The 22249-nt window shown below is 61.2% G+C and carries 21 protein-coding genes; 15 read left to right on the forward strand and 6 right to left on the reverse strand.

The genetic code is table 11. The annotated features are described in order from the left end of the window. Positions 1-109 precede the first annotated feature (109 nt). Positions 110-478 (reverse strand): YkgJ family cysteine cluster protein, encoded by a 369-nt coding sequence (locus ACSSVH_RS06095; RefSeq protein WP_169955508.1) that lies wholly within the window; start codon positions 476-478, stop codon positions 110-112. Between the two features lie 247 nt (positions 479-725). Between ACSSVH_RS06095 and ACSSVH_RS06100 the strand changes: the two genes are divergently transcribed. Continuing rightward, positions 726-2072, forward strand: a complete 1347-nt coding sequence (locus tag ACSSVH_RS06100; protein WP_115127555.1) for an MFS transporter — start codon at positions 726-728, stop codon at positions 2070-2072. A 167-nt stretch (positions 2073-2239) separates the two neighbouring features. Here the strand turns inward: ACSSVH_RS06100 and rapA are convergent, their stop codons facing one another. Next, positions 2240-5086 carry an RNA polymerase-associated protein RapA gene (gene rapA, locus ACSSVH_RS06105; protein ID WP_169955510.1) on the reverse strand — a complete coding sequence of 949 codons (2847 nt, stop codon included), beginning with the start codon at positions 5084-5086 and terminating at the stop codon, positions 2240-2242. 218 nt (positions 5087-5304) lie between these two features. Here rapA and ACSSVH_RS06110 point away from each other — a divergent pair, with 218 nt between their 5' ends. The 3 genes from ACSSVH_RS06110 (at position 5305) to ccoM (ending at position 6123) form a co-directional block, all read left to right on the forward strand. Then, complete coding sequence (locus tag ACSSVH_RS06110) at positions 5305-5646, forward strand: hypothetical protein (RefSeq protein WP_029297088.1); 342 nt, start codon at positions 5305-5307, stop codon at positions 5644-5646. 58 nt (positions 5647-5704) lie between these two features. Next, complete coding sequence (locus ACSSVH_RS06115; protein ID WP_170058354.1) at positions 5705-5863, forward strand: hypothetical protein; 159 nt, start codon at positions 5705-5707, stop codon at positions 5861-5863. A gap of 143 nt (positions 5864-6006) precedes the next feature. Beyond that, positions 6007-6123, forward strand: coding sequence for a cytochrome c oxidase subunit CcoM (gene ccoM, locus ACSSVH_RS06120; RefSeq protein ID WP_029297086.1), 117 nt, complete (start codon positions 6007-6009; stop codon positions 6121-6123). Positions 6124-6270: 147 nt separating this feature from the next. Here ccoM and ACSSVH_RS06125 read toward each other — a convergent pair whose 3' ends face one another. Both ACSSVH_RS06125 and ACSSVH_RS06130 read right to left on the reverse strand, forming a co-directional pair. Further along, positions 6271-7746, reverse strand: coding sequence for an inorganic phosphate transporter (locus ACSSVH_RS06125; RefSeq protein ID WP_115127556.1), 1476 nt, complete (start codon positions 7744-7746; stop codon positions 6271-6273). Between the two features lie 330 nt (positions 7747-8076). Then, complete coding sequence (locus ACSSVH_RS06130; protein ID WP_169955512.1) at positions 8077-8277, reverse strand: hypothetical protein; 201 nt, start codon at positions 8275-8277, stop codon at positions 8077-8079. A gap of 541 nt (positions 8278-8818) precedes the next feature. On the opposite strand from ACSSVH_RS06130, the gene pcaR reads away from it, so the two are divergent. From pcaR to pcaC, 11 genes are all read left to right on the forward strand, one after another. Beyond that, complete coding sequence (pcaR, locus tag ACSSVH_RS06135; protein WP_492634227.1) at positions 8819-9661, forward strand: pca regulon transcriptional regulator PcaR; 843 nt, start codon at positions 8819-8821, stop codon at positions 9659-9661. A gap of 177 nt (positions 9662-9838) precedes the next feature. Continuing rightward, positions 9839-11185 carry a 4-hydroxybenzoate transporter PcaK gene (pcaK, locus tag ACSSVH_RS06140; protein ID WP_170042899.1) on the forward strand — a complete coding sequence of 449 codons (1347 nt, stop codon included), beginning with the start codon at positions 9839-9841 and terminating at the stop codon, positions 11183-11185. A gap of 241 nt (positions 11186-11426) precedes the next feature. Then, positions 11427-12284 carry a CoA transferase subunit A gene (locus ACSSVH_RS06145; RefSeq protein WP_029297076.1) on the forward strand — a complete coding sequence of 286 codons (858 nt, stop codon included), beginning with the start codon at positions 11427-11429 and terminating at the stop codon, positions 12282-12284. Continuing rightward, positions 12284-13063 carry a CoA-transferase subunit beta gene (locus tag ACSSVH_RS06150; RefSeq protein WP_169955515.1) on the forward strand — a complete coding sequence of 260 codons (780 nt, stop codon included), beginning with the start codon at positions 12284-12286 and terminating at the stop codon, positions 13061-13063. Before ACSSVH_RS06145 ends, ACSSVH_RS06150 begins: the two co-directional genes overlap by 1 nt. Beyond that, complete coding sequence (pcaF, locus tag ACSSVH_RS06155) at positions 13060-14265, forward strand: 3-oxoadipyl-CoA thiolase (RefSeq protein WP_492634698.1); 1206 nt, start codon at positions 13060-13062, stop codon at positions 14263-14265. The genes ACSSVH_RS06150 and pcaF overlap by 4 nt, the downstream gene beginning before the upstream one ends. A gap of 28 nt (positions 14266-14293) precedes the next feature. Continuing rightward, positions 14294-14998, forward strand: a complete 705-nt coding sequence (pcaH, locus tag ACSSVH_RS06160) for a protocatechuate 3,4-dioxygenase subunit beta (protein WP_169955516.1) — start codon at positions 14294-14296, stop codon at positions 14996-14998. A gap of 1 nt (position 14999) precedes the next feature. Continuing rightward, positions 15000-15566 (forward strand): protocatechuate 3,4-dioxygenase subunit alpha, encoded by a 567-nt coding sequence (pcaG, locus tag ACSSVH_RS06165; RefSeq protein ID WP_492634228.1) that lies wholly within the window; start codon positions 15000-15002, stop codon positions 15564-15566. A gap of 183 nt (positions 15567-15749) precedes the next feature. Next, positions 15750-17045 (forward strand): MFS family transporter, encoded by a 1296-nt coding sequence (locus tag ACSSVH_RS06170; protein ID WP_169955518.1) that lies wholly within the window; start codon positions 15750-15752, stop codon positions 17043-17045. Between the two features lie 10 nt (positions 17046-17055). Next, a complete protein-coding gene (locus tag ACSSVH_RS06175; RefSeq protein ID WP_432755159.1) occupies positions 17056-18420 on the forward strand; it encodes a 3-carboxy-cis,cis-muconate cycloisomerase in 1365 nt (454 codons plus the stop codon). Positions 18421-18430: 10 nt separating this feature from the next. Beyond that, entirely contained in the window at positions 18431-19222 is a 792-nt protein-coding gene (gene pcaD / locus ACSSVH_RS06180; protein WP_169955520.1) for a 3-oxoadipate enol-lactonase, read from the forward strand. 10 nt (positions 19223-19232) lie between these two features. After that, positions 19233-19625 carry a 4-carboxymuconolactone decarboxylase gene (gene pcaC / locus ACSSVH_RS06185; RefSeq protein ID WP_169955521.1) on the forward strand — a complete coding sequence of 131 codons (393 nt, stop codon included), beginning with the start codon at positions 19233-19235 and terminating at the stop codon, positions 19623-19625. A 27-nt stretch (positions 19626-19652) separates the two neighbouring features. On the opposite strand, the gene ACSSVH_RS06190 is transcribed toward pcaC, so the two are convergent. After that, positions 19653-21212, reverse strand: a complete 1560-nt coding sequence (locus ACSSVH_RS06190) for a M91 family zinc metallopeptidase (protein ID WP_432755160.1) — start codon at positions 21210-21212, stop codon at positions 19653-19655. Positions 21213-21321: 109 nt separating this feature from the next. Further along, positions 21322-22215, reverse strand: a complete 894-nt coding sequence (locus ACSSVH_RS06195; protein ID WP_432755161.1) for a polysaccharide deacetylase family protein — start codon at positions 22213-22215, stop codon at positions 21322-21324. Positions 22216-22249 lie beyond the last annotated feature (34 nt).

Here is a 22249-nt window from a genome sequence, read left to right on the forward strand (position 1 = left end):
GCGCGCGGCGATGACCTATGGAATCGAGTATAGAAGGCTCAACGGAATCGCAAGCCGTAATGGCATTTTGATTTCTTCGATTTTGGCATGCTGGCCATAGCCAATGGTGCTAAGCGCTGATGGGCAGCTCAAACTCGTAAGGCGGCTGTTCCAGCGGCGCCAGGCCAAATGCCGCGCGTGCGGCGTCGCAGTCGACGTTGACTTCACCCTGGCTCCACGACGCCTCGAACTCCCGGCACACGCTGGAACGCTGCTCATAGATTGAACAGCGGGTGCCGCTGCCCACTTCGCCCTCCAGGCTGCAACAGCGTGCCGGTTTCTGGTCGGTGCCGATCATCGCCACCCGGCTGGGGTTGATCTGTACCACCCGTTCATCGGGCACGGTGCCGCCTGATGAGGCGCATTCGCCCCAAAAGAAAGACACGCGAAAGTGTGAACAGCAGGCACCGCAATTCAGACACGGACTGGCATCGGACATGGCACGTCATCAATAAGAGGTAAGGGGGGAACTGCGGAAGGCTCGCTATTCTATTCCTGCCAAGGCGCTTGGGAAGGGGGGCGGGTGCTTATTTTTTTGCCGGGCAAAACCCCGCTGTCCAGGATGAAATTACGCCCTATCAGCTTTACGAATCATTACAGACAACCGCGCCGTGCCTGACTAGATTGCAGGTTCCGGGCAGGATGCGTCGGCATCGAGCCTCTATAACAATAAAAGAGACGGACCCATGCAGAACTCGACCCAAGCGGCGAATGCCTGGCGCATTCTGTTCCTGCTGTTCCTGGCCAACCTGTTCAACTTCTTTGATCGCACGATCCCGGCGATCATCATCGAGCCGATCCGCATGGAATGGCACCTCAGTGACTTCCAGCTCGGCATCATCGGCACCGCGTTCACCATCGTCTACGCCATTGCCGGCTTGCCCCTGGGGCGCCTGGCCGATACCGGTTCGCGCAGCAAGCTGATGGGCTGGGGCCTGGCGAGTTGGAGCGCGTTGACGGCAGTCAACGGCATGGTCGGCAGCTTCTGGACCTTCCTGCTGGTGCGCATGGGCATCGGCATTGGCGAAGCCAGTTATGCGCCGGCCGCCAACTCGCTGATCGGCGACCTGTTCCCGGCCCACCGTCGCGCCCGGGCCATGGGGATTTTCATGCTGGGCCTGCCCCTGGGGCTGTTGCTGGCGTTCTTCACCATCGGCGCGATGGTCAAGGCGTTCGACAGCTGGCGAGCGCCGTTCTTTATTGCGGCCATCCCGGGGCTGATCCTCGCGGTGTTCATGTTTTACATCAAGGAACCCAAGCGCGGTGCGGCCGAAACCGTGCAGGTTTCCCAGGAGAAAGTCGACCGGCCGATCCGCCGCGTGTTGGCGGTACCCACCTTCCTGTGGCTGGTGCTGGCGGGGCTGTGTTTCAACTTTGCGACCTATGCCTGCAACTCGTTCCTGGTGCCGATGCTGCAACGGTACTTTTTGATGCCGCTGCAAGAAGCGGCCGTGGCGACCGGGGTGATTGTCGGCGTGACGGGCCTGTTCGGCCTGACCCTGGGCGGCCTGGTGGCGGACAAGATTCACCAGCGCATTGCCAACGGTCGGCTGCTGTTTGCCGCCTTCAGCCTGATTATCTCCACGGTATGCACGGCCTGGGCCCTGCATGCGGGGCGCATCGAGATAGGGGTGTTTGTCGCGGTGTTCAGTGTGGGCTGGCTGTTCGCCTATAACTTCTACACCTGTGTGTACACGGCGATCCAGGACGTGGTGGAGCCACGCCTGCGGGCGACGGCCATGGCGTTGTTCTTCGCCGGCCTGTATCTGCTGGGCGGTGGCATGGGGCCGGTGGTGGTGGGCGCTCTGTCTGATCACTTTGCCCATGCGGCGATGTACGCAGCGGGTGCCGAGCAAATGACCGAGGCGTTCAAGGCCGTGGGCCTGCATGACGCTATGTACCTGATTCCGGTAGCGTTGTTCCTGACCATGCTGTTTCTGTTCCAGGCTTCACGGTGTTTTGTGCGCGATGCCAAGCGGATGAAGGATGGGTTGGGGAGGGTTGAGGTGCCGGCAGCGGCGGCTACAGCTTGAAACCGAGGTGATGCCATCGCAGGCAAGCCAGCTCCCACAGTTAACCGAGTTGTCAGTTAGCGCACCGATCACTGTGAGAGCTGGCTTGCCTGCGATGAGGCCCGCAAAACCCCATAAAAAAGGCCCGCATTGCGCGGGCCTTTTTGTTCATCAGGGCAGGGCGCGGATCAACCGGCGACCAACACCCGAATCGCCTCCAACCGCAGCGCCGCCTTGTCGAGCATGGCCAGGCCTTGCTCGCGCTGTTGGCGCAGGGCAACCAGTTCGCTGTCGCGCACGGTCGGGTTGACGGCTTGCAGGGCGGTCAGGCGCGCCAGCTCTTCGTCGGTGTCCGCTGCCAGGCGGCGTTGCGCCTCGGCCACACGTTCGGCGTGGCGCGGGGCGATTTTCTCTTCGCCGGCGTTGATCCGAGGCGTCAGTTGGTCGCGCTGGGCCTGTACGAACTTGTTGGCGCTGGCCCGGGGCACGCTTTCCAGCTGGTCGTTCAGAGTGGTGAAGGACACCCGGCCCGACAGGTCATTGCCATTGGCATCCAGCAGGCAGCGCAGTGCTGCCGGCGGCAGGTAGCGACCCAGTTGCAGCGAACGCGGCGCCACTACTTCGCTGACGTAGAGCAGCTCCAGCAACACGGTGCCCGGCTTGAGCGCCTTGTTCTTGATCAGCGCCACGGCGGTGTTGCCCATGGAGCCGGACAGCACCAGATCCATGCCGCCCTGGACCATCGGGTGCTCCCAGGTAATGAACTGCATGTCTTCGCGCGACAGCGCCTGGTTGCGGTCGTAGGTGATGGTCACGCCTTCGTCGTCGCCAAGGGGGAAGCTGGCGTCGAGCATTTTTTCGCTGGGCTTGAGGATCAGCGCGTTTTCCGAATGGTCTTCGCTGTCGATGCCAAACGCATCGAACAGGGTTTCCATGTAGATCGGCAGGGTGAACTGGTCGTCTTGCTCCAGGATATCCTCGACCAGTGCGTCACCTTCGCCAGCGCCACCGGAGTTGAGCTCCAGCAAACGGTCGCGGCCAGTGTGCAGCTCGGCTTCCAGACGCTCGCGTTCGGCGCGGGCTTCGTCGATCAGCGCTTGCCATTCGCCGTCGTCGGCATTTTCCAGCAGCGGCAGCAGGCGCGGGCCGAACTGGTGCTGCAAGGCGTTGCCGGTCGGGCAGGTATTGAGGAAGGCGTTCAGGGCTTCGTGGTACCACTGGAACAGCCGCTCTTGCGGGCTGGTTTCCAGGTACGGCACGTGCAGTTCGATCACATGCTTCTGGCCGATCCGGTCCAGACGCCCGATGCGTTGCTCCAGCAAGTCCGGGTGCGATGGCAGGTCGAACAGCACCAGGTGGTGGGCGAACTGGAAGTTGCGGCCTTCACTGCCGATTTCCGAACAGATCAGCACCTGGGCGCCGAACTCTTCATCGGCGAAGTAGGCAGCGGCGCGGTCCCGCTCGAGGATGTTCATGCCCTCGTGGAACACCGTGGCCGGGATGCCGGAACGCACGCGCAGGGCGTCTTCCAGGTCCATGGCGGTTTCGGCGTGGGCGCAGATCACCAGGACCTTGGTGCGCTTGAGCATCTTCAACTGGTCGATCAACCACTCGACGCGCGGATCGAAGCGCCACCAGCGGTTTTCTTCTTCGATATCGGGCTGCGACTGGAAGCTGACTTCCGGGTACAGCTCGGCATGCTCGCCCAACGGCAGTTCCAGGTACTCGTCCGGGCACGGCAACGGGTAGGCGTGCAGCTTGCGCTCAGGGAAGCCTTGCACCGCGGCGCGGGTGTTACGGAACAGCACGCGGCCGGTGCCGTGACGATCCAGCAGCTCACGCACCAGGCGCGCACTGGCTTCGGTGTCGCCATCGTTGACGGCAGCCAGCAGCGCTTCGCCTTCGTTGCCGAGGAACCCTTGGATAGTCTTGTGCGCGGCCGGCGAGAGGCGGCCCTTGTCCATCAATTCCTGGACCGCTTCGGCCACCGGGCGATAGTTCTCGCTCTCGGCGCGGAAGGCTTTGACGTCGTGGAAACGGTTCGGGTCCAGCAGGCGCAGACGGGCGAAGTGGCTGTCCTGGCCCAGTTGTTCCGGGGTTGCGGTCAGCAGCAGCACGCCGGGAATGGTCTCGGCCAGTTGCTCGACCAGTTGGTATTCAGCGCTGGCTTTTTCTTCGTGCCAGACCAGGTGGTGCGCTTCGTCGACCACCATCAAGTCCCAGCCGGCGGCGAACAGCGCGTCCTGGGCTTTTTCGTCGTCCACCAGCCACTCCAGCGCCACCAGCGCGAGCTGGGTGTCTTCGAACGGGTTGCTGGCATCGCTCTCGATAAAACGTTCTTCGTCGAACAGCGCGACCTGCAGGTTGAAACGCCGGCGCATCTCTACCAGCCATTGGTGCTGCAGGTTTTCCGGGACCAGGATCAGCACGCGATTGGCGCGCCCGGACAGCAGTTGGCGATGGATCACCAGGCCGGCTTCGATGGTCTTGCCCAGGCCCACTTCGTCGGCCAGCAGCACCCGTGGCGCGATACGGTCAGCGACTTCGCGGGCAATGTGCAATTGGTGTGCAATCGGCTGCGCACGCACGCCGCCCAGGCCCCAGAGCGCGGACTGCAATTGGCGGCTGGTGTGTTCCAGGGTGTGGTAGCGCAGGGAGAACCAGGCCAGCGGATCGATCTGGCCGGCGAACAGACGGTCGCTGGCGAGGCGGAACTGGATGAAGTTCGACAGTTGGGTTTCCGGCAGGGTGACCTGCTCGTTCTGCCCATTGAGGCCGTGGTAGACCAGCAGGCCGTCGACATCGTCGACCTCGCGCACGGTCATTTTCCAGCCTTCGAAGTGGGTGATGGTGTCACCCGGCGAAAACCTCACGCGAGTGAGGGGCGCATTCCGTAGCGCATACTGGCGGGTGTCGCCAGTGGCCGGATAGAGCACGGTCAACAAGCGGCCGTCCTGTGCGAGAACGGTGCCTAACCCCAGCTCTGCTTCGCTGTCACTAATCCAGCGTTGCCCCGGTTGATACTGCTGCGCCATGCTGCCTGACTCCCGCCGTGAAAAAGCCGACTATTCTAACGGAACAAGGCCCCCAGCCAAAGGACTCTGACAAAAACTACTCCGCTTGCAGGGATCAAAGAGGGCGATTCGACGGGTGGCAGGGCACGGGTAACTGACGACTGGGTCACAAGTTGGCGGCCCCAGGCTCAAGTCGCCAGTGCACCAGCCGACAGCCTGCTGACAGGAGACTAATAATTATGCTGCCACCGATCTTGCCCTTGAGTGTTGTGCCGGTCACGTCACAACTCGACCCCGTGCGCCCAAAGCCCGATATCCCGCCGGTGGTGCCTGCGCAGCCGAGCTCCAACGAAAGCACCATCGACCTCAAGCACCGCGACGCCGAGCAATCGACCCTGATGCTGCGCGAGGAACAACGACGCCAGCAGGAACAGCAAAAACGCCGGCGCGAGGCCGACGAAGATCCCGAGCAGCACTTGGCCATCCCGGGTGATGAGCTCAACGCCGACAATACGGTACCGGTCGCGCCGCTGATCGAGGACGCGCCCCGCCAGGGGTTGTGGGTGGACGTCGAGGTTTGACCCCCGGGCGGGCCAGGCCGCATTATTGAGGCACTCCAGCCACCACGTAAGCCATGCCATGAGTGACGACAAGCTGATCGACCTGAATGCCGAGCGGGCCAAGCGGGTCCATGACCTCAATGACAAGCGCCTTAATGACGTGCGCCAGGCGTTCGAGCAGGCCATGCCGTTGGGCAAGGCGAAGAAAAAGTCGAAAAACAAAGGCAAAAAGCGCTGAAATGCCCTGAATCTGTTGATTCAGGTCAGTTATTTCCTTTCTTTACGCCCCGTTGCGGGCGACATTGATCCCCGTCAATTTCTCCCCCCGACTTCTTGGTTAACTTAGCCCCATCGCAACAGGGCAAGAGCAGGAGGCCGGTCATGTTTTTCGATAATGTGGTTTTTGCCGGGGTGCTGACTGTCGGCCTCATGGTGCTGTTTTTTGTAGGGTTTGGATTTTTTATCTGGAAAGACGCGAACAAGCGTAAAAAACCATAGGTTTTTCCGGGTTACATGAGCACGCAAGGCATTTTGGGCGACTTCGGTCGCCCTTTTTTTTGCCCGGTATTTAGCTCCCTGTCCCACAGAAGCACAAAAAAAGGCGTGACCCTCGCAGGTCACGCCTTTTTTTAATTGCGTTGTCGGTTAACTGCCCAACGCCTTGGACGCCAGCCAGAACAACCCGGCCGACAGGCTCACCGTGGCCGGCAGAGTCAGGATCCAGGCCATCAGGATGGTCTTCACGGTGCCGCCTTGCAGGCCGCTCTTGTTCGCGACCATGGTCCCGGCCACACCCGAAGACAGCACGTGGGTGGTGGACACCGGCAGGGCGAAGATATTGGCAAAACCAATCATGGTGGCGGTGGTGATTTGCGCCGACATGCCCTGGGCATAGGTCATGCCCTGCTTGCCGATTTTCTCGCCGATGGTCAGTACCACCCGCTTCCAGCCCACCATGGTACCCAGGCCAAGGGCCAGGGCCACGGCAAGGATCACCCAGAACGGGGCGTATTCGGTGGTGGCAGTCAGGTCTTTACGCAGTTTTTCCAGGTCCGACTTCTCGCGGGAATCAAGGCCTGGCAGCTTGCCGACTTTCTTCGCGGTATCGTCCAGGCACAGCAGGTAGCGACGGACTTCAATGCGCTGCTCGGAGGTCAAGGAATGGTAGTCGGATACACCCTTCAATGTGCCAAGGAGGGCGTTGATGGTCGGTTCGGTCTGTTGCGGGTTGCAACGGAACTTGCCGGGCAGGTCGTCTCTGACACTTTTGCCCAGGGCAAGGAATTCGCCGAGGGTTTCGTGGTTGCGCTGGTAGAACTGGTTGAGGTGCAGGGTGGCGTCGCGGGTTCGCTCGATCTGGTAAGTGGTGCTGCCCAGATCGAGTACGAACTGCGCGGGCACGATACCAATCAGCACCAGCATGATCAGGCCGATACCTTTCTGACCGTCGTTGGAACCATGCACGAAACTCACGGCCATCGCGGAAATCACCAGTACCAGGCGGTTCCAGAACGGCGGGTGTTTCTTGTCGTCGAGCTTGCGGCGCTGGTCCGGAGTCTTGTGCATCTTGGACAGCGGACGCCACCATTTAAGGCCAATCAACACCAGGGCTGCGACCAGGAAGCCGGCCATGGGCGAGAACACCAGCGAGGCACCGATATCAATGGCTTTCTGCCAGTTGACCCCGTCTGCCAGCGGAATGTCGTTGATCAGGGCATTGGCCAGGCCAACACCGAGGATCGAACCGATCAGGGTGTGGGAACTGGATGCCGGGATCCCGAAGTACCAGGTGCCGAGATTCCAGGTGATGGCCGCGGCTAATAATGAAAACACCATGGCCAGGCCATGGCCGGTGTTGACATTGATCAGCAACTCCACCGGCAGCAGATGCACGATGGCATAGGCAACGCCTACCCCGCCGAGCAACACGCCAAGGAAGTTGAACACCCCGGAAAAGAATACGGCCAGGTGCGGCGGCATCGCTTTGGTATAGATGACTGTGGCCACCGCGTTAGCGGTGTCATGAAAGCCATTGATGAACTCGAAGGCGAGGACAAAGGCGAGGGCGAGCAATAGGCTCACAAGAACCCAGGCATCCAGTCCGCTGAATAAATCGATCATGAAGGTTTTATGACCCGGTCGTAAGGGGGCGCGATTATGCCAGAAAACCTCAGTAATCTATGCACTAGCTGCTCGCCGGTAACATTCTTCAACGAATTAGTTTGGCAGCGGGGTGCGGCTACCAGATATTTCGGGGGGTTGGCAACTCATTGATTTGTAAAGAATACAGGGGGCAGAGCGGGGTGCGACACTTTGGGTAAAGTGTCTGAAACGCTTGTATGAAATTTCGCAAGGTCGTCGAAACTGACGATTGGAGGGCATGCCCAAGGCGCCCCTGCCAGGAGGTGCTGGCAGGGCAATGACTTGCCAGGAAGGCTCAGTCCGACAGGCTTATGGCTCTTCGGTCTTGAGGTCCTTTTCGATCTTTTGGATTTCCTGGGCAAACGCCTGGTCGAGCAGGCTGGCTCGTTTGCGCCATGGTTTGCGCTCCGGCTCTGGTTGGGCGGCGTAGGTGGTGACTTCCCCGCCGTAAACATCCTTGTAACGTTGTTCCTGGCGCTCAAGTTCCGCGCGCAGTTCGTCTTTCGTCACATTGTTACCTAATTGAGTTGAGTTTGATTCCGGTGAAGCGCGATATCAGTAAAGGGCAACGATCTACCACTTCTGTATTACACGCGGCCACGGCACCGGGGGAAGAACAACTGTCGTAGCAACAGTTTTGATTTTCAGGGCTGGGTACTTGCGACCAAGGCCTGGACAAGGCAAAGGCCAGGTTCGGCGGGATCGAAGATCACGCGTCAGGCCAGCTCTACATTGTCACAGGGTGCATTATAGCGGCGCATTTGGATAAGACTATCGCCAACAAGTTAAAAATCGTCAACTTTGCCTTTTGAAACATCAGACCAATAGTGTCGAGAACTTGGCGCCACACTTGCTTAATTACCTGCATGTGACAGTTGAAATTAAGCTTGGCATTAATTGTTCAGTGCAGCGGCATTCCCGGCGCAACCTGGCTGTAAATTGCGATTATCGAATCACCGTCCGATAATCGCCCAATGTTGGCGCCCTTGCCTTGTACATCCGTGGCCTGCCGGCTTGTAATGGCGGTCGAAAATAAGAGAAAGGACCTGAAATGAACGATCAATTGCGCAACTCCTTTGCCTCAGTGGCGCCGCCGATCGTTGCGTCTCCGGGCAAGCGCATCCAGGCGTTTACCGGCGATCCGGATTTCATGACCTCCCTGGCCCGCGGATTGGCGGTGGTCCAGGCATTCCAAGAGCGCAAGCGCCACTTGACCATCGCGCAGATCAGCCACCGCACGGAAATCCCCCGCGCTGCCGTCAGACGTTGCCTGCACACCTTGATCAAGCTCGGCTACGCCACCACGGACGGGCGCACCTATTCCCTATTGCCCAAGGTCTTGACCCTGGGGCATGCCTATCTGTCTTCCACGCCCCTGGCGGTTTCGGCCCAGCCTTACCTGGACCGCATGAGCGAGCAACTGCACGAAGCCTGCAACATGGCGACCCTGGAAGGTGACGACATCCTTTACATCGCCCGTTCCGCCACGACCCAGCGCCTGATCTCGGTGGATCTGTCGGTCGGTGGCCGGCTGCCGGCCTATTGCACCTCCATGGGCCGGATACTGCTGGCCGCCCTGGATGATGCGTCGTTGCAGGACTACCTCGACCATGCCGACCTGCAAACCAAGACCAGCCGCACCTTGACCACCCCCGAAGCCTTGCTTGAATGCCTGCAGCAAGTGCGCCAGCAAGGCTGGTGCATTGTCGACCAGGAACTGGAGCAGGGCCTGCGTTCCATTGCCGTGCCGGTGTATGACGCGTCTGGCCAGGTGCTGGCCGCGCTGAACGTCAGCACCCACGCCGGGCGGGTCAGCCGTAGCGAACTAGAGCAGCGCTTCCTGCCGAGCATGCTCTCTGCTAGCCAGGAGCTGAGCGCCCAGCTGTTTGCTTAAGCTGTTCGGTGACCGCACAGATCCCGGTTTGACGAATTGACGGTGTTTGCCCTGGCTTATTAATGTCGCGGCAGCGTGATTGACCGCGACGGCGCCTACCGCCGCAGTTCTGGTTTCGCCCCAATAATAATGACGACTCACCGTCGTCCGCCCGCCATCGGTGTGGAAATAAAAATAATGAATCAGCCTTCGCCTTCTGTTGGTACGTGTCTGGACGTGCAGTCCTTTATCAATGCGCAACCGCTGTCCCGCTATCAATGGCGGGTGGTGATCCTGTGTTTCCTGATTGTCTTTCTCGACGGCCTGGACACCGCGGCCATGGGCTTTATTGCGCCGGCGCTGTCCCAGGATTGGGGCATCGACCGTGCCAGCCTCGGCCCGGTGATGAGCGCCGCGTTGATCGGCATGGTGTTTGGTGCCCTGGGCTCCGGGCCCTTGGCCGACCGTTTCGGGCGCAAGGTGGTGCTGGTGGGCGCGGTGCTGGTGTTCGGCGCGTTCAGCCTGGCTTCGGCCTACAGCAGCAACGTTGATCAACTGCTGGTGTTGCGGTTCCTGACCGGCCTGGGCCTTGGCGCCGGTATGCCGAATGCGACGACCCTGCTGTCCGAATACACCCCGGAGCGTCATAAATCGTTGCTGGTGACCAGCATGTTCTGCGGCTTCAACCTGGGCATGGCCGGTGGCGGGTTTATCTCGGCCAAGCTGATCCCGATGTTCGGCTGGCACAGCCTGCTGCTGCTCGGCGGCATCCTGCCATTGATCCTGGTAGGCGTACTGGTGCTGTGGTTGCCGGAATCGGCGCGCTACCTGGTGGTGCGCAATCGTGGCACGGACAAGGTGCGCAAGGCCCTGGCACCCATCGATCCGGTCACCGTCGCCCAGGCCGCCAGCTTCAGTGTCCCGGAACAGAAAACCGTCAAGGCGCGCAATGTGTTCGCGGTGATCTTCTCCGGCACCTACAGCGCCGGCACCCTGTTGCTGTGGCTGACTTACTTCATGGGCCTGGTGATTGTGTACCTGTTGACCAGTTGGTTGCCGACCCTGATGCGCGACAGCGGCGCCAGCATGGAACAGGCAGCGTTCATCGGAGCGCTGTTCCAGTTTGGTGGCGTGCTCAGCGCTGTGGGCGTGGGTTGGGCCATGGATCGGTTCAATCCGCACAAGGTCATCGGTACTTTCTACTTACTGGCGGGGGTGTTTGCCTACGCGGTGGGCCAGAGCCTGGGCAACATCACTCTCCTGGCCACCCTGGTGTTGATCGCCGGGATGTGTGTCAACGGCGCGCAATCGGCCATGCCTTCGCTGGCTGCGCGGTTTTACCCGACCCAGGGGCGGGCGACCGGGGTGTCCTGGATGCTGGGGATTGGGCGTTTTGGCGCGATCCTCGGCGCGTGGATGGGCGCCACGCTGTTGGGGTTGGGTTGGAATTTCGAGCAGGTACTGACGGCGTTGGTGATTCCCGCTGCATTGGCCACCACGGCGGTGCTGATCAAGGGCTTCGTCAGCCACGCCGACGCCACCTGATGTAGGAGCCGGCTTGCCGGCGATGAGGCCTTGGAGCCTTGCAGTGATTTCAGGATCGCCATCGCCGGCAAGCCGGCTCCTACAGGGGATTTGAGGTGATTGATAGCCAGGCAACAATCTGTTCGATTATCGAACGGTTAGTCGATTATCGGATTGTTTGGCCCCTGACCCCGGCTTACTCTTCAAGCACTTCGGCGCTGCCTCCAGCGCCTTTTTCGACCTACATCGGGAGCCCAACCCCATGGCTGAAATCCTTTCGCTGGCTGATGCGGTAAAGCAGTTCGTCAATGATGGCGACACCGTCGCGCTCGAAGGCTTTACCCACCTGATCCCTACAGCGGCAGGTCATGAAATCATTCGTCAGGGCAAGAAAGACCTGACGCTGGTACGCATGACGCCCGACCTGATCTACGACCAACTGATCGGGGCCGGCTGTGCGCGCAAGTTGATTTTCTCCTGGGGCGGCAACCCTGGCGTAGGGTCCCTGCACCGCCTGCGGGACGCGGTCGAGAAGCAATGGCCGCAACCGTTGGAGATCGAAGAACACAGCCATGCGGACCTGGCCAACGCCTATGTGGCCGGCGCATCCGGCCTGCCGTTTGCTGTGCTGCGGGCGTATGCCGGTTCCGACTTGCCCAAGGTCAACCCGCTGATCAAGACCGTGACCTGTCCCTTCACTGGCGAAGTGCTGGCGGCGGTGCCGTCGGTGCGCCCGGACATCACCGTGATCCATGCGCAAAAGGCCGACCGCAAGGGCAACGTGCTGTTGTGGGGGATCCTCGGGGTGCAGAAAGAGGCGGCATTGGCGGCCAAGCGTTGCATCGTCACCGTCGAAGAAATCGTCGATGACCTCAACGCCCCGATGAACGCCTGCGTGCTGCCGACCTGGGCCCTGACCGCGGTGTGCCATGTCCCGGGTGGCGCGCATCCGTCCTACGCCCACGGTTACACCGAGCGTGACAATCGCTTCTATCAAGCCTGGGACCCAATCGCTCGGGACCGTGGGACGTTTACCGCCTGGATCGATGAATACATCCATGGCACCGCTGACTTCAGTCAATTCCAGGCCAAGCTGGCGGCCGCGCAGGAGGCCAAGTAATGACTTACTCGACCAATGAAATGATGACCGTCGCCGCCGCGCGCCGCCTGAAAAACGGCTCGGTATGCTTCGTCGGTATTGGCCTGCCGTCCAAGGCCGCCAACCTGGCACGCCTGACGTCTTCGCCGGATGTGGTGTTGATCTACGAGTCCGGTCCGATTGGCGCCAAGCCCTCGGTATTGCCGCTGTCCATTGGTGATGGCGAGTTGGCGGAAACCGCTGACACGGTAGTCCCCACCGGTGAGATTTTTCGCTACTGGCTGCAAGGCGGGCGCATCGACGTCGGGTTTCTCGGCGCAGCCCAGGTCGACCGCTTCGGCAATATCAACACCACCGTGGTCGGTGACTATCACCAGCCCAAGGTGCGCCTGCCGGGTGCCGGTGGCGCGCCGGAAATCGCCGGTTCTGCCAAGAGCGTGCTGATCATCCTCAAGCAGTCGTCCCGTTCGTTTGTCGACAAACTGGACTTCATCACCTCGGTCGGTCATGGCGAAGGCGGCGATTCGCGCAAGCGCCTCGGCCTGCCGGGCGCAGGCCCCGTAGGAATCATTACCGACCTGTGCATCATGGAGCCGGAGGAGGGCACCCACGAATTCGTGGTCACCGCCCTGCATCCCGGCGTTACTCGCGAGCAAGTGGTCGCCGCCACTGGTTGGGCGATCCGCTTTGCCGACCAGCTCAGCATCAGCGCCGAACCCACCGACATCGAACTGAACGCCTTGCGCGACCTAGAAGCCCGTACGGCCGCCGCCCATGGCCAAACCCCAGGAGAAGCCTGATGCGCGACGTGTTTATCTGTGATGCCATCCGCACCCCCATCGGCCGCTTTGGCGGTGGCCTGTCCACGGTGCGCGCCGACGACCTGGCGGCCTTGCCGATCAAGGCACTGATGGCGCGCAACCCGTCGGTAGACTGGACCGTGGTCGACGAAGTGTTCCTCGGCTGCGCCAACCAGGCCGGCGAAGACAACCGCAACGTGGCGCGCATGGCCGCGCTGCTGGCCGGCCTGCCGCCGAGCATCCCTGGTGTCACGCTCAACCGTTTGTGCGCCTCGGGCATGGACGCCATCGGCACCGCCTTTCGCGCCATCGCCAGTGGCGAAATGGAGTTGGCGATTGCCGGTGGCGTCGAATCGATGTCCCGGGCGCCGTTCGTAATGGGCAAGGCGGATGCGGCGTTCTCGCGCAACATGAAGCTGGAAGACACCACCATCGGCTGGCGCTTTATCAACCCATTGATGAAGGCGCAGTACGGCGTGGATGCCATGCCGCAGACCGCTGACAACGTGGCGGATGACTACAGCGTCTCGCGCGCCGACCAGGACGCCTTTGCCTTGCGCAGCCAGCAGCGCACTGCCGCGGCCCAGGCCGCTGGCTTTTTTGCCGAAGAAATCGTACCGGTGCGGGTCGCCCATAAAAAAGGCGAGACCCTGGTGGAGCACGACGAACACCCGCGTGCCGACACCACCCTTGAAGCCCTGGCCAAGCTCAAACCGGTCAACGGCCCGGACAAGACCGTCACTGCCGGCAACGCTTCCGGGGTCAACGACGGTGCGGCCGCCTTGATTTTGGCCAGTGCTGAAGCGGTGAAAAAACACGGCCTGACCGCCCGCGCCCGGGTGTTGGGCATGGCCAGTGCCGGGGTCGAACCCCGGGTGATGGGCATCGGCCCGGTGCCTGCGGTGCGCAAATTGGTGGAGCGCCTGGGCCTGGCGGTCAGCGACTTTGATGTGATCGAACTCAACGAAGCCTTCGCCAGCCAGGGCTTGGCGGTGCTGCGTGAACTGGGCCTGGCGGACGATGCGCCGCAGGTCAACCCGAACGGTGGCGCCATTGCCTTGGGCCACCCGTTGGGCATGAGCGGTGCGCGCCTGGTGTTGACCGCACTGCATCAACTGGAAAAAACCGGCGGCAGCAAAGGCCTGGCGACCATGTGTGTCGGCGTCGGCCAAGGCCTGGCGCTGGCGATCGAACGCGTTTGAGACCTACAAGAATAAAGAGGATTGCTCCATGAGTGACAAGCCCGGATACCGGCGCCCGCAAGCGGGTACTCAGCCTGATTACCTGCACCCGGCATACCAGTCGACGAACCTGCGTTCGCCGTCCAAGCCGCTGGTGTTTTTGCCCCATTCGCTGTCGGAAATCACCGGCCCGACTATCGGCGCCGAGCGCATTGCCGAGCACGACAACGACCTGACTGCCCAGCACGATGGCGAGCCGCAAGGCGAGCGCATCATCATTCACGGTCGGGTCCTGGATGAAAACGGCCTGCCTGTGCCGGGCATCCTGGTGGAGATCTGGCAGGCCAACGCCGCCGGGCGCTACAACCACAAGCGCGACCAGCACGACGCGCCCCTGGACCCGAACTTCACCGGCACCGGTCGCACCGTCACCGATGCCGATGGCTGGTACCAGTTCCAGACCATCAAGCCCGGCGCTTATCCGTGGGGCAACCACCACAACGCGTGGCGCCCGGCGCATATCCACTTTTCGCTGTTCGGCCCCAGTGTGCTGACGCGCCTGGTGACCCAGATGTACTTTCCCGGCGACCCGCTGCTGGCCTACGACCCGATCTACAACTGTGTGCCGGACACCTCGGCCAAGGAACGCCTGATCGCCCGTTTCGACCTGGAAAAGACCGTGCCGCATTACGCCCTCGGCTACCGCTGGGACATCGTCCTGCGCGGCCGCGACGCCACGCCGATGGAGAAATGACATGACCCTCAACGCAACCACGTCCCACACCGTCGGGCCGTATTACCACATCGGCCTGACCTGGCTGAACCGCGAAGACCTGGCGAATACGGGCACCCTTGGCGAGCGCGTGGCCATCACCGGGCAAGTGCTCGATGGCAATGGCGAGGTGGTCAACGATGCCATGCTCGAAGTCTGGCAGGCCAACGCTGCAGGCAAATATGACCACCCCGAGGATGACCAGGACAAAGCCCTGGACCCTAACTTCGAAGGCTTTGGCCGGGTGCCGGTGGACGCGCAAGGGCGCTTTCGTTTCAGCACCATCAAGCCGGGCAGTGTGCCGGGCCTCAAGGGCACGACCCAGGCGCCACATCTGGTGGTGCTGGTGTTTGCCCGTGGTTTGGTCAAGCACTTGCTGACGCGGATCTATTTCGACGGCGAGGCAGCCAATGGCGATGACCCGTTGCTGGCGTGTGTGCCAGCAGAGCGGCGCCGCACCTTGGTTGCCAAGGCGGATGCGTCGGGGGTGTATCAGTGGAATGTGATTCTTCAGGGCACCGATGAAGAAACGGTGTTTTTCGATTACTGAGTTGGCTGCAAGGGCGCCATCGCGGGCAAGCCCGCTCCCACAGTGGAATGCGTTCACCTGTGGCAGCTGGCTTGCCTGCGATAGGGCCGGCACAGGCAACTGCTATCCAAAGGTCTGCTTGCGGAACGAGGTTGTTGCAAAGTATGTCTAGACTCTAACCCGTTCCCCACGAGTGAAAACAACATGACAACCAATACCAGTCACTACACCGGAGAAGAACGCAGCAAACGGATTTTTGCGATTGTCGGGGCCTCTTCCGGCAACCTTGTCGAATGGTTCGACTTCTACGTCTACGCCTTCTGCGCCATCTACTTCGCTCCGGCGTTTTTCCCCTCCGACGACCCCACGGTGCAACTGCTCAACACCGCTGGCGTGTTCGCCGCAGGCTTTTTGATGCGCCCCATCGGCGGCTGGCTGTTTGGCCGGGTCGCCGACAAGCATGGGCGCAAGAATTCGATGATGATCTCGGTGCTGATGATGTGTGCCGGCTCCCTGGTCATCGCCTTTCTGCCCACCTACAAGGACATCGGCGCCTGGGCCCCGGCCCTGCTGCTGATGGCGCGACTGTTCCAGGGCCTGTCGGTGGGCGGCGAGTACGGCACCACGGCAACCTACATGAGCGAAGTCGCGCTCAAGGGCCAGCGCGGCTTCTTTGCCTCGTTCCAGTACGTGACCCTGATCGGCGGGCAACTGCTGGCGGTGTCGGTGGTGGTGATCCTGCAACAACTGCTCACCGAAGACGAACTGCGGGCCTGGGGCTGGCGCATTCCGTTTGTGATCGGGGCCGTGGCGGCGGTGATTTCGCTGCTGCTGCGCCGCTCCCTGAAAGAAACCACCAGCAAGGAAATGCGTGAAAACAAGGACGCCGGCAGCATTGCCGCGCTGTTTCGCGATCACAAGGCTGCGTTTATCACCGTGCTCGGCTACACCGCTGGCGGCTCGCTGATTTTCTACACCTTTACCACCTACATGCAGAAGTACCTGGTGAACACCGCCGGCATGCACGCCAAGACCGCCAGCTACATCATGACCGGCGCGCTGTTCCTCTACATGTGCATGCAGCCACTGTTCGGCATGCTCTCGGACAAGATCGGCCGCCGTAACTCGATGCTCTGGTTCGGCGCCCTCGGTACCCTGTGCACGGTGCCGATCCTGCTGACCCTGAAAACCGTGACCAGCCCGTTCCTGGCCTTTGTGCTGATTACCCTGGCGCTGGCGATTGTGAGTTTCTACACCTCCATCAGCGGCCTGGTAAAAGCGGAAATGTTCCCGCCACAAGTGCGCGCCCTCGGTGTGGGCCTGGCCTATGCGGTGGCCAACGCGATCTTCGGTGGTTCGGCGGAATACGTGGCCCTGGGCCTGAAATCCATCGGCCTGGAAAACACCTTTTACTGGTACGTGACCGGCATGATGGCCATCGCGTTCCTGTTCAGCCTGCGCCTGCCGAAACAGGCGGAGTACCTGCACCACGATCTGTAAGGGATGAGTTATGACACTGCGCACGAGCAACCAATTGTTCGACGCTTACTTCACCGCCGACAGCATGGCCGAGGTGTTCTGTGACCAGGGACGCTTGCAGGGCATGCTGGATTTCGAAGCCGGATTGGCCCGGGTGCAGGCCGGGGTCGGGTTGATTCCTCAGGCCGCCGTGGCGCCGATTGCCCAGGCGTGCCTGGCCTCGTTGTACGACGTGGACGCCCTCGGCGCGGCGATTGCCACGGCGGGCAATTCGGCGATCCCGCTGGTCAAGGCCCTGGGCAAGTTGATTGCCAGTGAAGACGCTGGCGCCGAGCGCTATGTGCATCTGGGCGCCACCAGCCAGGACGTGATGGACACTGGCCTGGTCCTGCAACTGCGGCGGGCGCTGGAGCTGCTCGATACGGACCTGGCCCGCCTGGGCACGGTGCTCGCGGCCCAGGCGCAGCGCTATGCCGATGTGCCATTGGCCGGGCGCACCTGGTTGCAGCACGCAACGCCGGTCACCCTGGGGATGAAAATCGCCGGTTGGCTGGGGGCGGTGACACGCAATCGCCAACGGCTGCTGGAGTTGAAGCCGCGCTTGCTGGTCCTGCAGTTTGGTGGCGCATCCGGCACCTTGGCTGCACTGGGCGAACACGCCATGCCGGTGGCGCAAGCCCTTGCGGCAGAGTTGCAACTGACGCTGCCCGAGCAACCCTGGCACACCCAGCGTGACCGTTTGGTGGAATTTGCCGCCGTGCTGGGCCTGATCGCCGGCAGCCTGGGCAAGCTCGGGCGGGATATCAGCCTGTTGATGCAGACCGAAGCGGGGGAAGTGTTCGAACCTTCGGCGCCGGGCAAGGGCGGCTCCTCGACCATGCCGCACAAGCGCAACCCGGTTGGCGCGGCGGTGCTGATCAGCGCTGCCACGCGCGTGCCGGGCCTGGTGGCGACGATGTTCAGCGCCATGCCCCAGGAGCACGAGCGCAGCCTGGGCCTGTGGCATGCCGAATGGGAAACCCTGCCCGAGATCTGCCGCCTGGTGTCCGGGGCGTTGCATCAGGCGCTGCTGCTGGGCGAAGGCCTGGAAGTCGATGCGCAGCGCATGGCGCGCAATCTCGACCTGACCCAGGGCCTGGTGCTGGCCGAAGCCGTAAGCATCGTCTTGGCCCAGCGTTTGGGCCGTGAAACCGCCCATCACTTGCTGCAACAGTGCTGTAAACGCGCGGTCGCCGAGCAGCGCCATTTGCGCGCAGTGTTGGCCGATGAGCCGCAAGTCACCGCCGAGCTGTCGGCGCTGGAATTGGATCGCCTGCTGGACCCGGCGCATTACCTGGGCCTGGCACAGACCTGGGTCAGCCGCGCCGTGGCCGAGCACTTTGCATTGTCTGCCTGAGGAGACTGCTGTGGGATTTGTACGACTCGCCGATGGCGAACTGAACTACCAACTGGAAGGCCCTGAAGGCGCACCGGTGCTGGTGCTGTCCAACTCATTGGGCACCGACCTGCAGATGTGGGATACCCAGATGCCGGCCTTCACCGAGCATTTTCGGGTGCTGCGCCTGGACACCCGTGGCCACGGCAAATCCCTGGTCACCGAGGGCCCCTACAGCATTGAACAACTGGGCCGTGACGTGCTGGCGTTGCTGGACGCCCTGGATATCCAGCGTGCGCATTTCTGTGGCCTGTCCATGGGCGGGTTGATTGGCCAGTGGCTGGGCATCAACGCCGGTGAGCGCTTGCTCAAACTGGTGCTGTGCAACACGGCGGCCAAGATCGGCACCCCTGAAATCTGGAACCCGCGGATCGACATGGTCCTGCGCGATGGCCAGGCGGCAATGGTGGGCTTGCGTGATGCATCGATTGCCCGCTGGTTCACTGCCGATTTTGCCCAGGCTCATCCCGACCAGGCCAAGCGCATCACCGACATGCTCGCGGCCACATCGCCCCAGGGCTATGCCGCCAACTGTGGCGCGGTGCGCGATGCGGATCTGCGCGAGCAACTGGCGTCCATCAAGGTGCCGACGTTGGTGATTGCCGGCACTGAAGATGCCGTCACACCCCCGGCGGGCGGGCACTTTATCCAGGCGCGTGTAGCGGGCGCCGAATACGCCGAGTTCTACGCGGCGCATCTATCCAACGTACAAGCCGGGGCTGCGTTCAGCGACCGGGTACTGACCTTCCTGCTGGATCGCTGAGGGCGTTTTTGTGGACGAGAAACAACGTTATGCCGAGGGGCTCGAGGTGCGGCGTGCAGTGCTGGGCGATGCCCATGTCGATCGCAGTCTCAATGCCCTGACCGAGTTCAACAGCGAGTTCCAGGAAATGATCACCCGTCATGCCTGGGGCGATATCTGGACCCGCCCGGGCTTGCCCAGGCACACCCGCAGCCTGATCACCATCGCCATGCTGATCGGCATGAACCGCAGCGAAGAGCTGAAATTGCACCTGCGCGCCGCCGCCAGCAATGGCGTGACCCGCGCCGAGATCAAGGAAGTGCTGATGCAAAGTGCGATCTACTGCGGGATCCCGGCGGCCAATGCGACGTTTCACCTGGCAGAGTCGGTGTGGGACGAGTTGGGGGTGGAGTCGCGGGACTGACGACAATTTGCCCGCCCTTATGCCAAGTCACTCTTCAGCCGCTGGAATGTAGGTGTTACGCCGTGGAAAACCGGTTTCTTCACGAAGCGCATTTTCGGTAAAGGTCTTGGGGTTGGTGGGAGTGGGGGGCGTCGTGGGGTCGTTGTCAAAATCAAAGGCGGGAGCAGTGGTCTGCAACCCAACAGCTTGGCGCTCCATATTGGACTCGCCATCGGTTTTGCCTGGGAGGAAGGTGCCGTGGGCGCCGTTATAGGCATGGGCCATTTCATGGTAGAGGATAACGACCGGCGGCTCTCGGAAGATAAAACCAGGGTTGCTGTTGATTGCTGCGCTAGTTGCTACCGAGCCTTTGGTATTACCTTGGATGTAACCTATCAAGGGTGACTCTGCGAGGTCGTCATATTCTTTTAGTTGTTTGTCATGCTCTCTCGTGAAGTTGTTGCCGTATGAATAACTAGTGTTGCCGGTGGTCTCTCGAATAGTAACGGGGGAACCATTGAGTTCGGCTGCCTGGTCTAGTTCAGAGAGCATATTTTGTGCGGTCGGCGAGTTTCTGAAAAATTCAAGATTGTCTTGGGTGTGTTGCTTGAACTTGTCTGAACCTTCGACTTTAAAGGCTTTGTGCCCGGCGTCGCTTATGCGCACTTGTCTTAGGGTTGAGCCGGCAACCCTGGCAACCCGATCCCCCGCGTCGGCGTAGATCTGGTCGCTTGCATGGTTTGCCAGGACGATGTCCCGGCCTCGGCCGGTGTAGAAGGTGGTCGGCCTTGTGCTGTACATCACGTCTTCACCGGGGCCGCCATGCATCAGGTTAATCGGGCTGGCGCCGATCATGGTGTCGTTGCCCTTGCCACCATCCATGTAACTGAACGTTCCCTTGCTGCCGGGGCCGGAGAGCATCAGGTCATTGCCGTTGTTGCCATACATGACGGTCTTACCTGTGCCGCCGCGCATTGTGTCATTGCCGCTATTGCCTTCGGCGTAGCTGTTGGCGCTGCCCAGAGTGATATCGTCATCGCCCGCACCGCCATAGACACGGGTTTCACCACTGCCAAGGGCTTCAATCCTGTCTCGCCCCCTGCCGCCCTCAATGACAATCGGCATAGTGACGCGAGGATCAACCCTGATGTGATCATCACCGCCTTTGGACTTGATGTGCAGTTCTTCAGGGTAATCTTCGTGGTTGTTGATTTTTAATAGGTAATGAATGCCATTGACTTCCAAGTGAATGTTGTCGCCTGAAGCGGGATTAACCTTTATGACGTCTGAATGATTACCTGTAACGACTTGCAGCGCGTTGCTTCTGTTTAGATATCCATCATCCGTGGATTTCTCCCATGTGACTTGATGGGTTATTTTTATAGTGTTGTCGCTAAATAGGGCGAATGCGTTTGTATAGACGGGATATTTTTCAACGTAGTTCTGATCGATTGTCAATGTTGAATGTGGCGTAAAGAGCGTATGTGATTTTTTCAATGGCGGGCTTTGAATCGTAATGGGGTTCGATACGGAGTTACCCGCCAGTGTTACCGGGTGCGTGCTTGGTGGCGGTAGATTTAACGGTTGTAAGCCAGTTGATATTGCCATTACGTACTCTCGCTTTAGTGTGTGCGTTGAGTACTAGTGGCTGAGCGGTGGCCAAGGATTCCCAAGGGAACCGATGCCGGTTTTTTCGGGACCCGTAGCAGGGTGGCGTTCAGTGAGCGTCGGCGTCCCACACCCAGTTCCACACTCCCGGCAAGTGCACCACCTCGTTGGTATCCTTCACCGTGCGCGCCAGGGCTGCGCGTTCCAGGCTCGCGCGGTCGGTGTAGAAGGGAGCGGCGGCAGTCTTCAGGCCATTGGCCTGGGCACTGTCCATCAGGATCTGCAGGTATTCCGGCAGGTGCCGGGCGGTGTAGCGGTTGATGTCGTGAAAGGTCACCACGACCGGAATCACCCCGTCCACGGTCGGCAGTTCGCCCAGCGCAATGCGTTCGCGCACCAGCGATAGTTGCCGCAGCAGGTTGGCCCGCCGCCTCGGGCTGGCATTGAAGCCCCAGATCTTGCCGTCATTGGCACTCAAGTCGGTCAGCAGGATTTGCATGCCGTGGTGCTGATAGGCGGCGAAGGTGCGCTTGTCATAGTTCCAGAAGGGCGGGCGCACCAGGCTGGGGGCGGTGCCAGTGATCGAGGCAATGCTTGCGGCGCCCAGGCTCAGGGTCTGTGCCAGGTCTTCGTCGTTCATCAGGCGATGGTTGCTATGCCAGCGGGTGGCGGTGTGGAAGGCCAGGATATGCCCGGCGGCGTGTTCGCGTTCCATGGTCTTGCGCCCGCGCGGGCTGCCGCCGGAACGCCAGGCCTGGGTCTGCAAAAAGAAAATTGCCTTGATCCCCGGCAGCACCGGGTTTTGAGCCAGGTCCTGGATTACCGAGCGGCTGGGATTGGCGTAGCCCGAGGCGCTGGGGCCATCATCGAACGTCAGCAGGAAACGGATCGGCGCCTGGCTTTGCAGGCGTTGTGCGGTCTGCGGGGTCAATGCCACGGGCGCGCCGATGCAGCCGCTGAGGCTGATCAATAGTGTGGCAAGCAAGAGGGCAATGAGTTTCATGGGGCTCTGGGGTCAATGATGCACATCCTTGTGA

It is taken from the genome of Pseudomonas sp. HC1(2025) (assembly GCF_058742075.1).

Excerpts from the sequence above, each read along its gene's own strand:
- ACSSVH_RS06095 (WP_169955508.1), bottom strand. The coding sequence starts at position 478 with ATGTCCGATGCCAGTCCGTGTCTGAATTGCGGTGCCTGCTGTTCACAC.
- ACSSVH_RS06100 (WP_115127555.1), top strand. The coding sequence starts at position 726 with ATGCAGAACTCGACCCAAGCGGCGAATGCCTGGCGCATTCTGTTCCTG.
- rapA (WP_169955510.1), bottom strand. The coding sequence starts at position 5,086 with ATGGCGCAGCAGTATCAACCGGGGCAACGCTGGATTAGTGACAGCGAA.
- ACSSVH_RS06110 (WP_029297088.1), top strand. The coding sequence starts at position 5,305 with ATGCTGCCACCGATCTTGCCCTTGAGTGTTGTGCCGGTCACGTCACAA.
- ACSSVH_RS06115 (WP_170058354.1), top strand. The coding sequence starts at position 5,705 with ATGAGTGACGACAAGCTGATCGACCTGAATGCCGAGCGGGCCAAGCGG.
- ccoM (WP_029297086.1), top strand. The coding sequence starts at position 6,007 with ATGTTTTTCGATAATGTGGTTTTTGCCGGGGTGCTGACTGTCGGCCTC.
- ACSSVH_RS06125 (WP_115127556.1), bottom strand. The coding sequence starts at position 7,746 with ATGATCGATTTATTCAGCGGACTGGATGCCTGGGTTCTTGTGAGCCTA.
- pcaR (WP_492634227.1), top strand. The coding sequence starts at position 8,819 with ATGAACGATCAATTGCGCAACTCCTTTGCCTCAGTGGCGCCGCCGATC.
- pcaK (WP_170042899.1), top strand. The coding sequence starts at position 9,839 with ATGAATCAGCCTTCGCCTTCTGTTGGTACGTGTCTGGACGTGCAGTCC.
- ACSSVH_RS06145 (WP_029297076.1), top strand. The coding sequence starts at position 11,427 with ATGGCTGAAATCCTTTCGCTGGCTGATGCGGTAAAGCAGTTCGTCAAT.
- ACSSVH_RS06150 (WP_169955515.1), top strand. The coding sequence starts at position 12,284 with ATGACTTACTCGACCAATGAAATGATGACCGTCGCCGCCGCGCGCCGC.
- pcaH (WP_169955516.1), top strand. The coding sequence starts at position 14,294 with ATGAGTGACAAGCCCGGATACCGGCGCCCGCAAGCGGGTACTCAGCCT.
- pcaG (WP_492634228.1), top strand. The coding sequence starts at position 15,000 with ATGACCCTCAACGCAACCACGTCCCACACCGTCGGGCCGTATTACCAC.
- ACSSVH_RS06170 (WP_169955518.1), top strand. The coding sequence starts at position 15,750 with ATGACAACCAATACCAGTCACTACACCGGAGAAGAACGCAGCAAACGG.
- ACSSVH_RS06175 (WP_432755159.1), top strand. The coding sequence starts at position 17,056 with ATGACACTGCGCACGAGCAACCAATTGTTCGACGCTTACTTCACCGCC.
- ACSSVH_RS06190 (WP_432755160.1), bottom strand. The coding sequence starts at position 21,212 with ATGGCAATATCAACTGGCTTACAACCGTTAAATCTACCGCCACCAAGC.
- ACSSVH_RS06195 (WP_432755161.1), bottom strand. The coding sequence starts at position 22,215 with ATGAAACTCATTGCCCTCTTGCTTGCCACACTATTGATCAGCCTCAGC.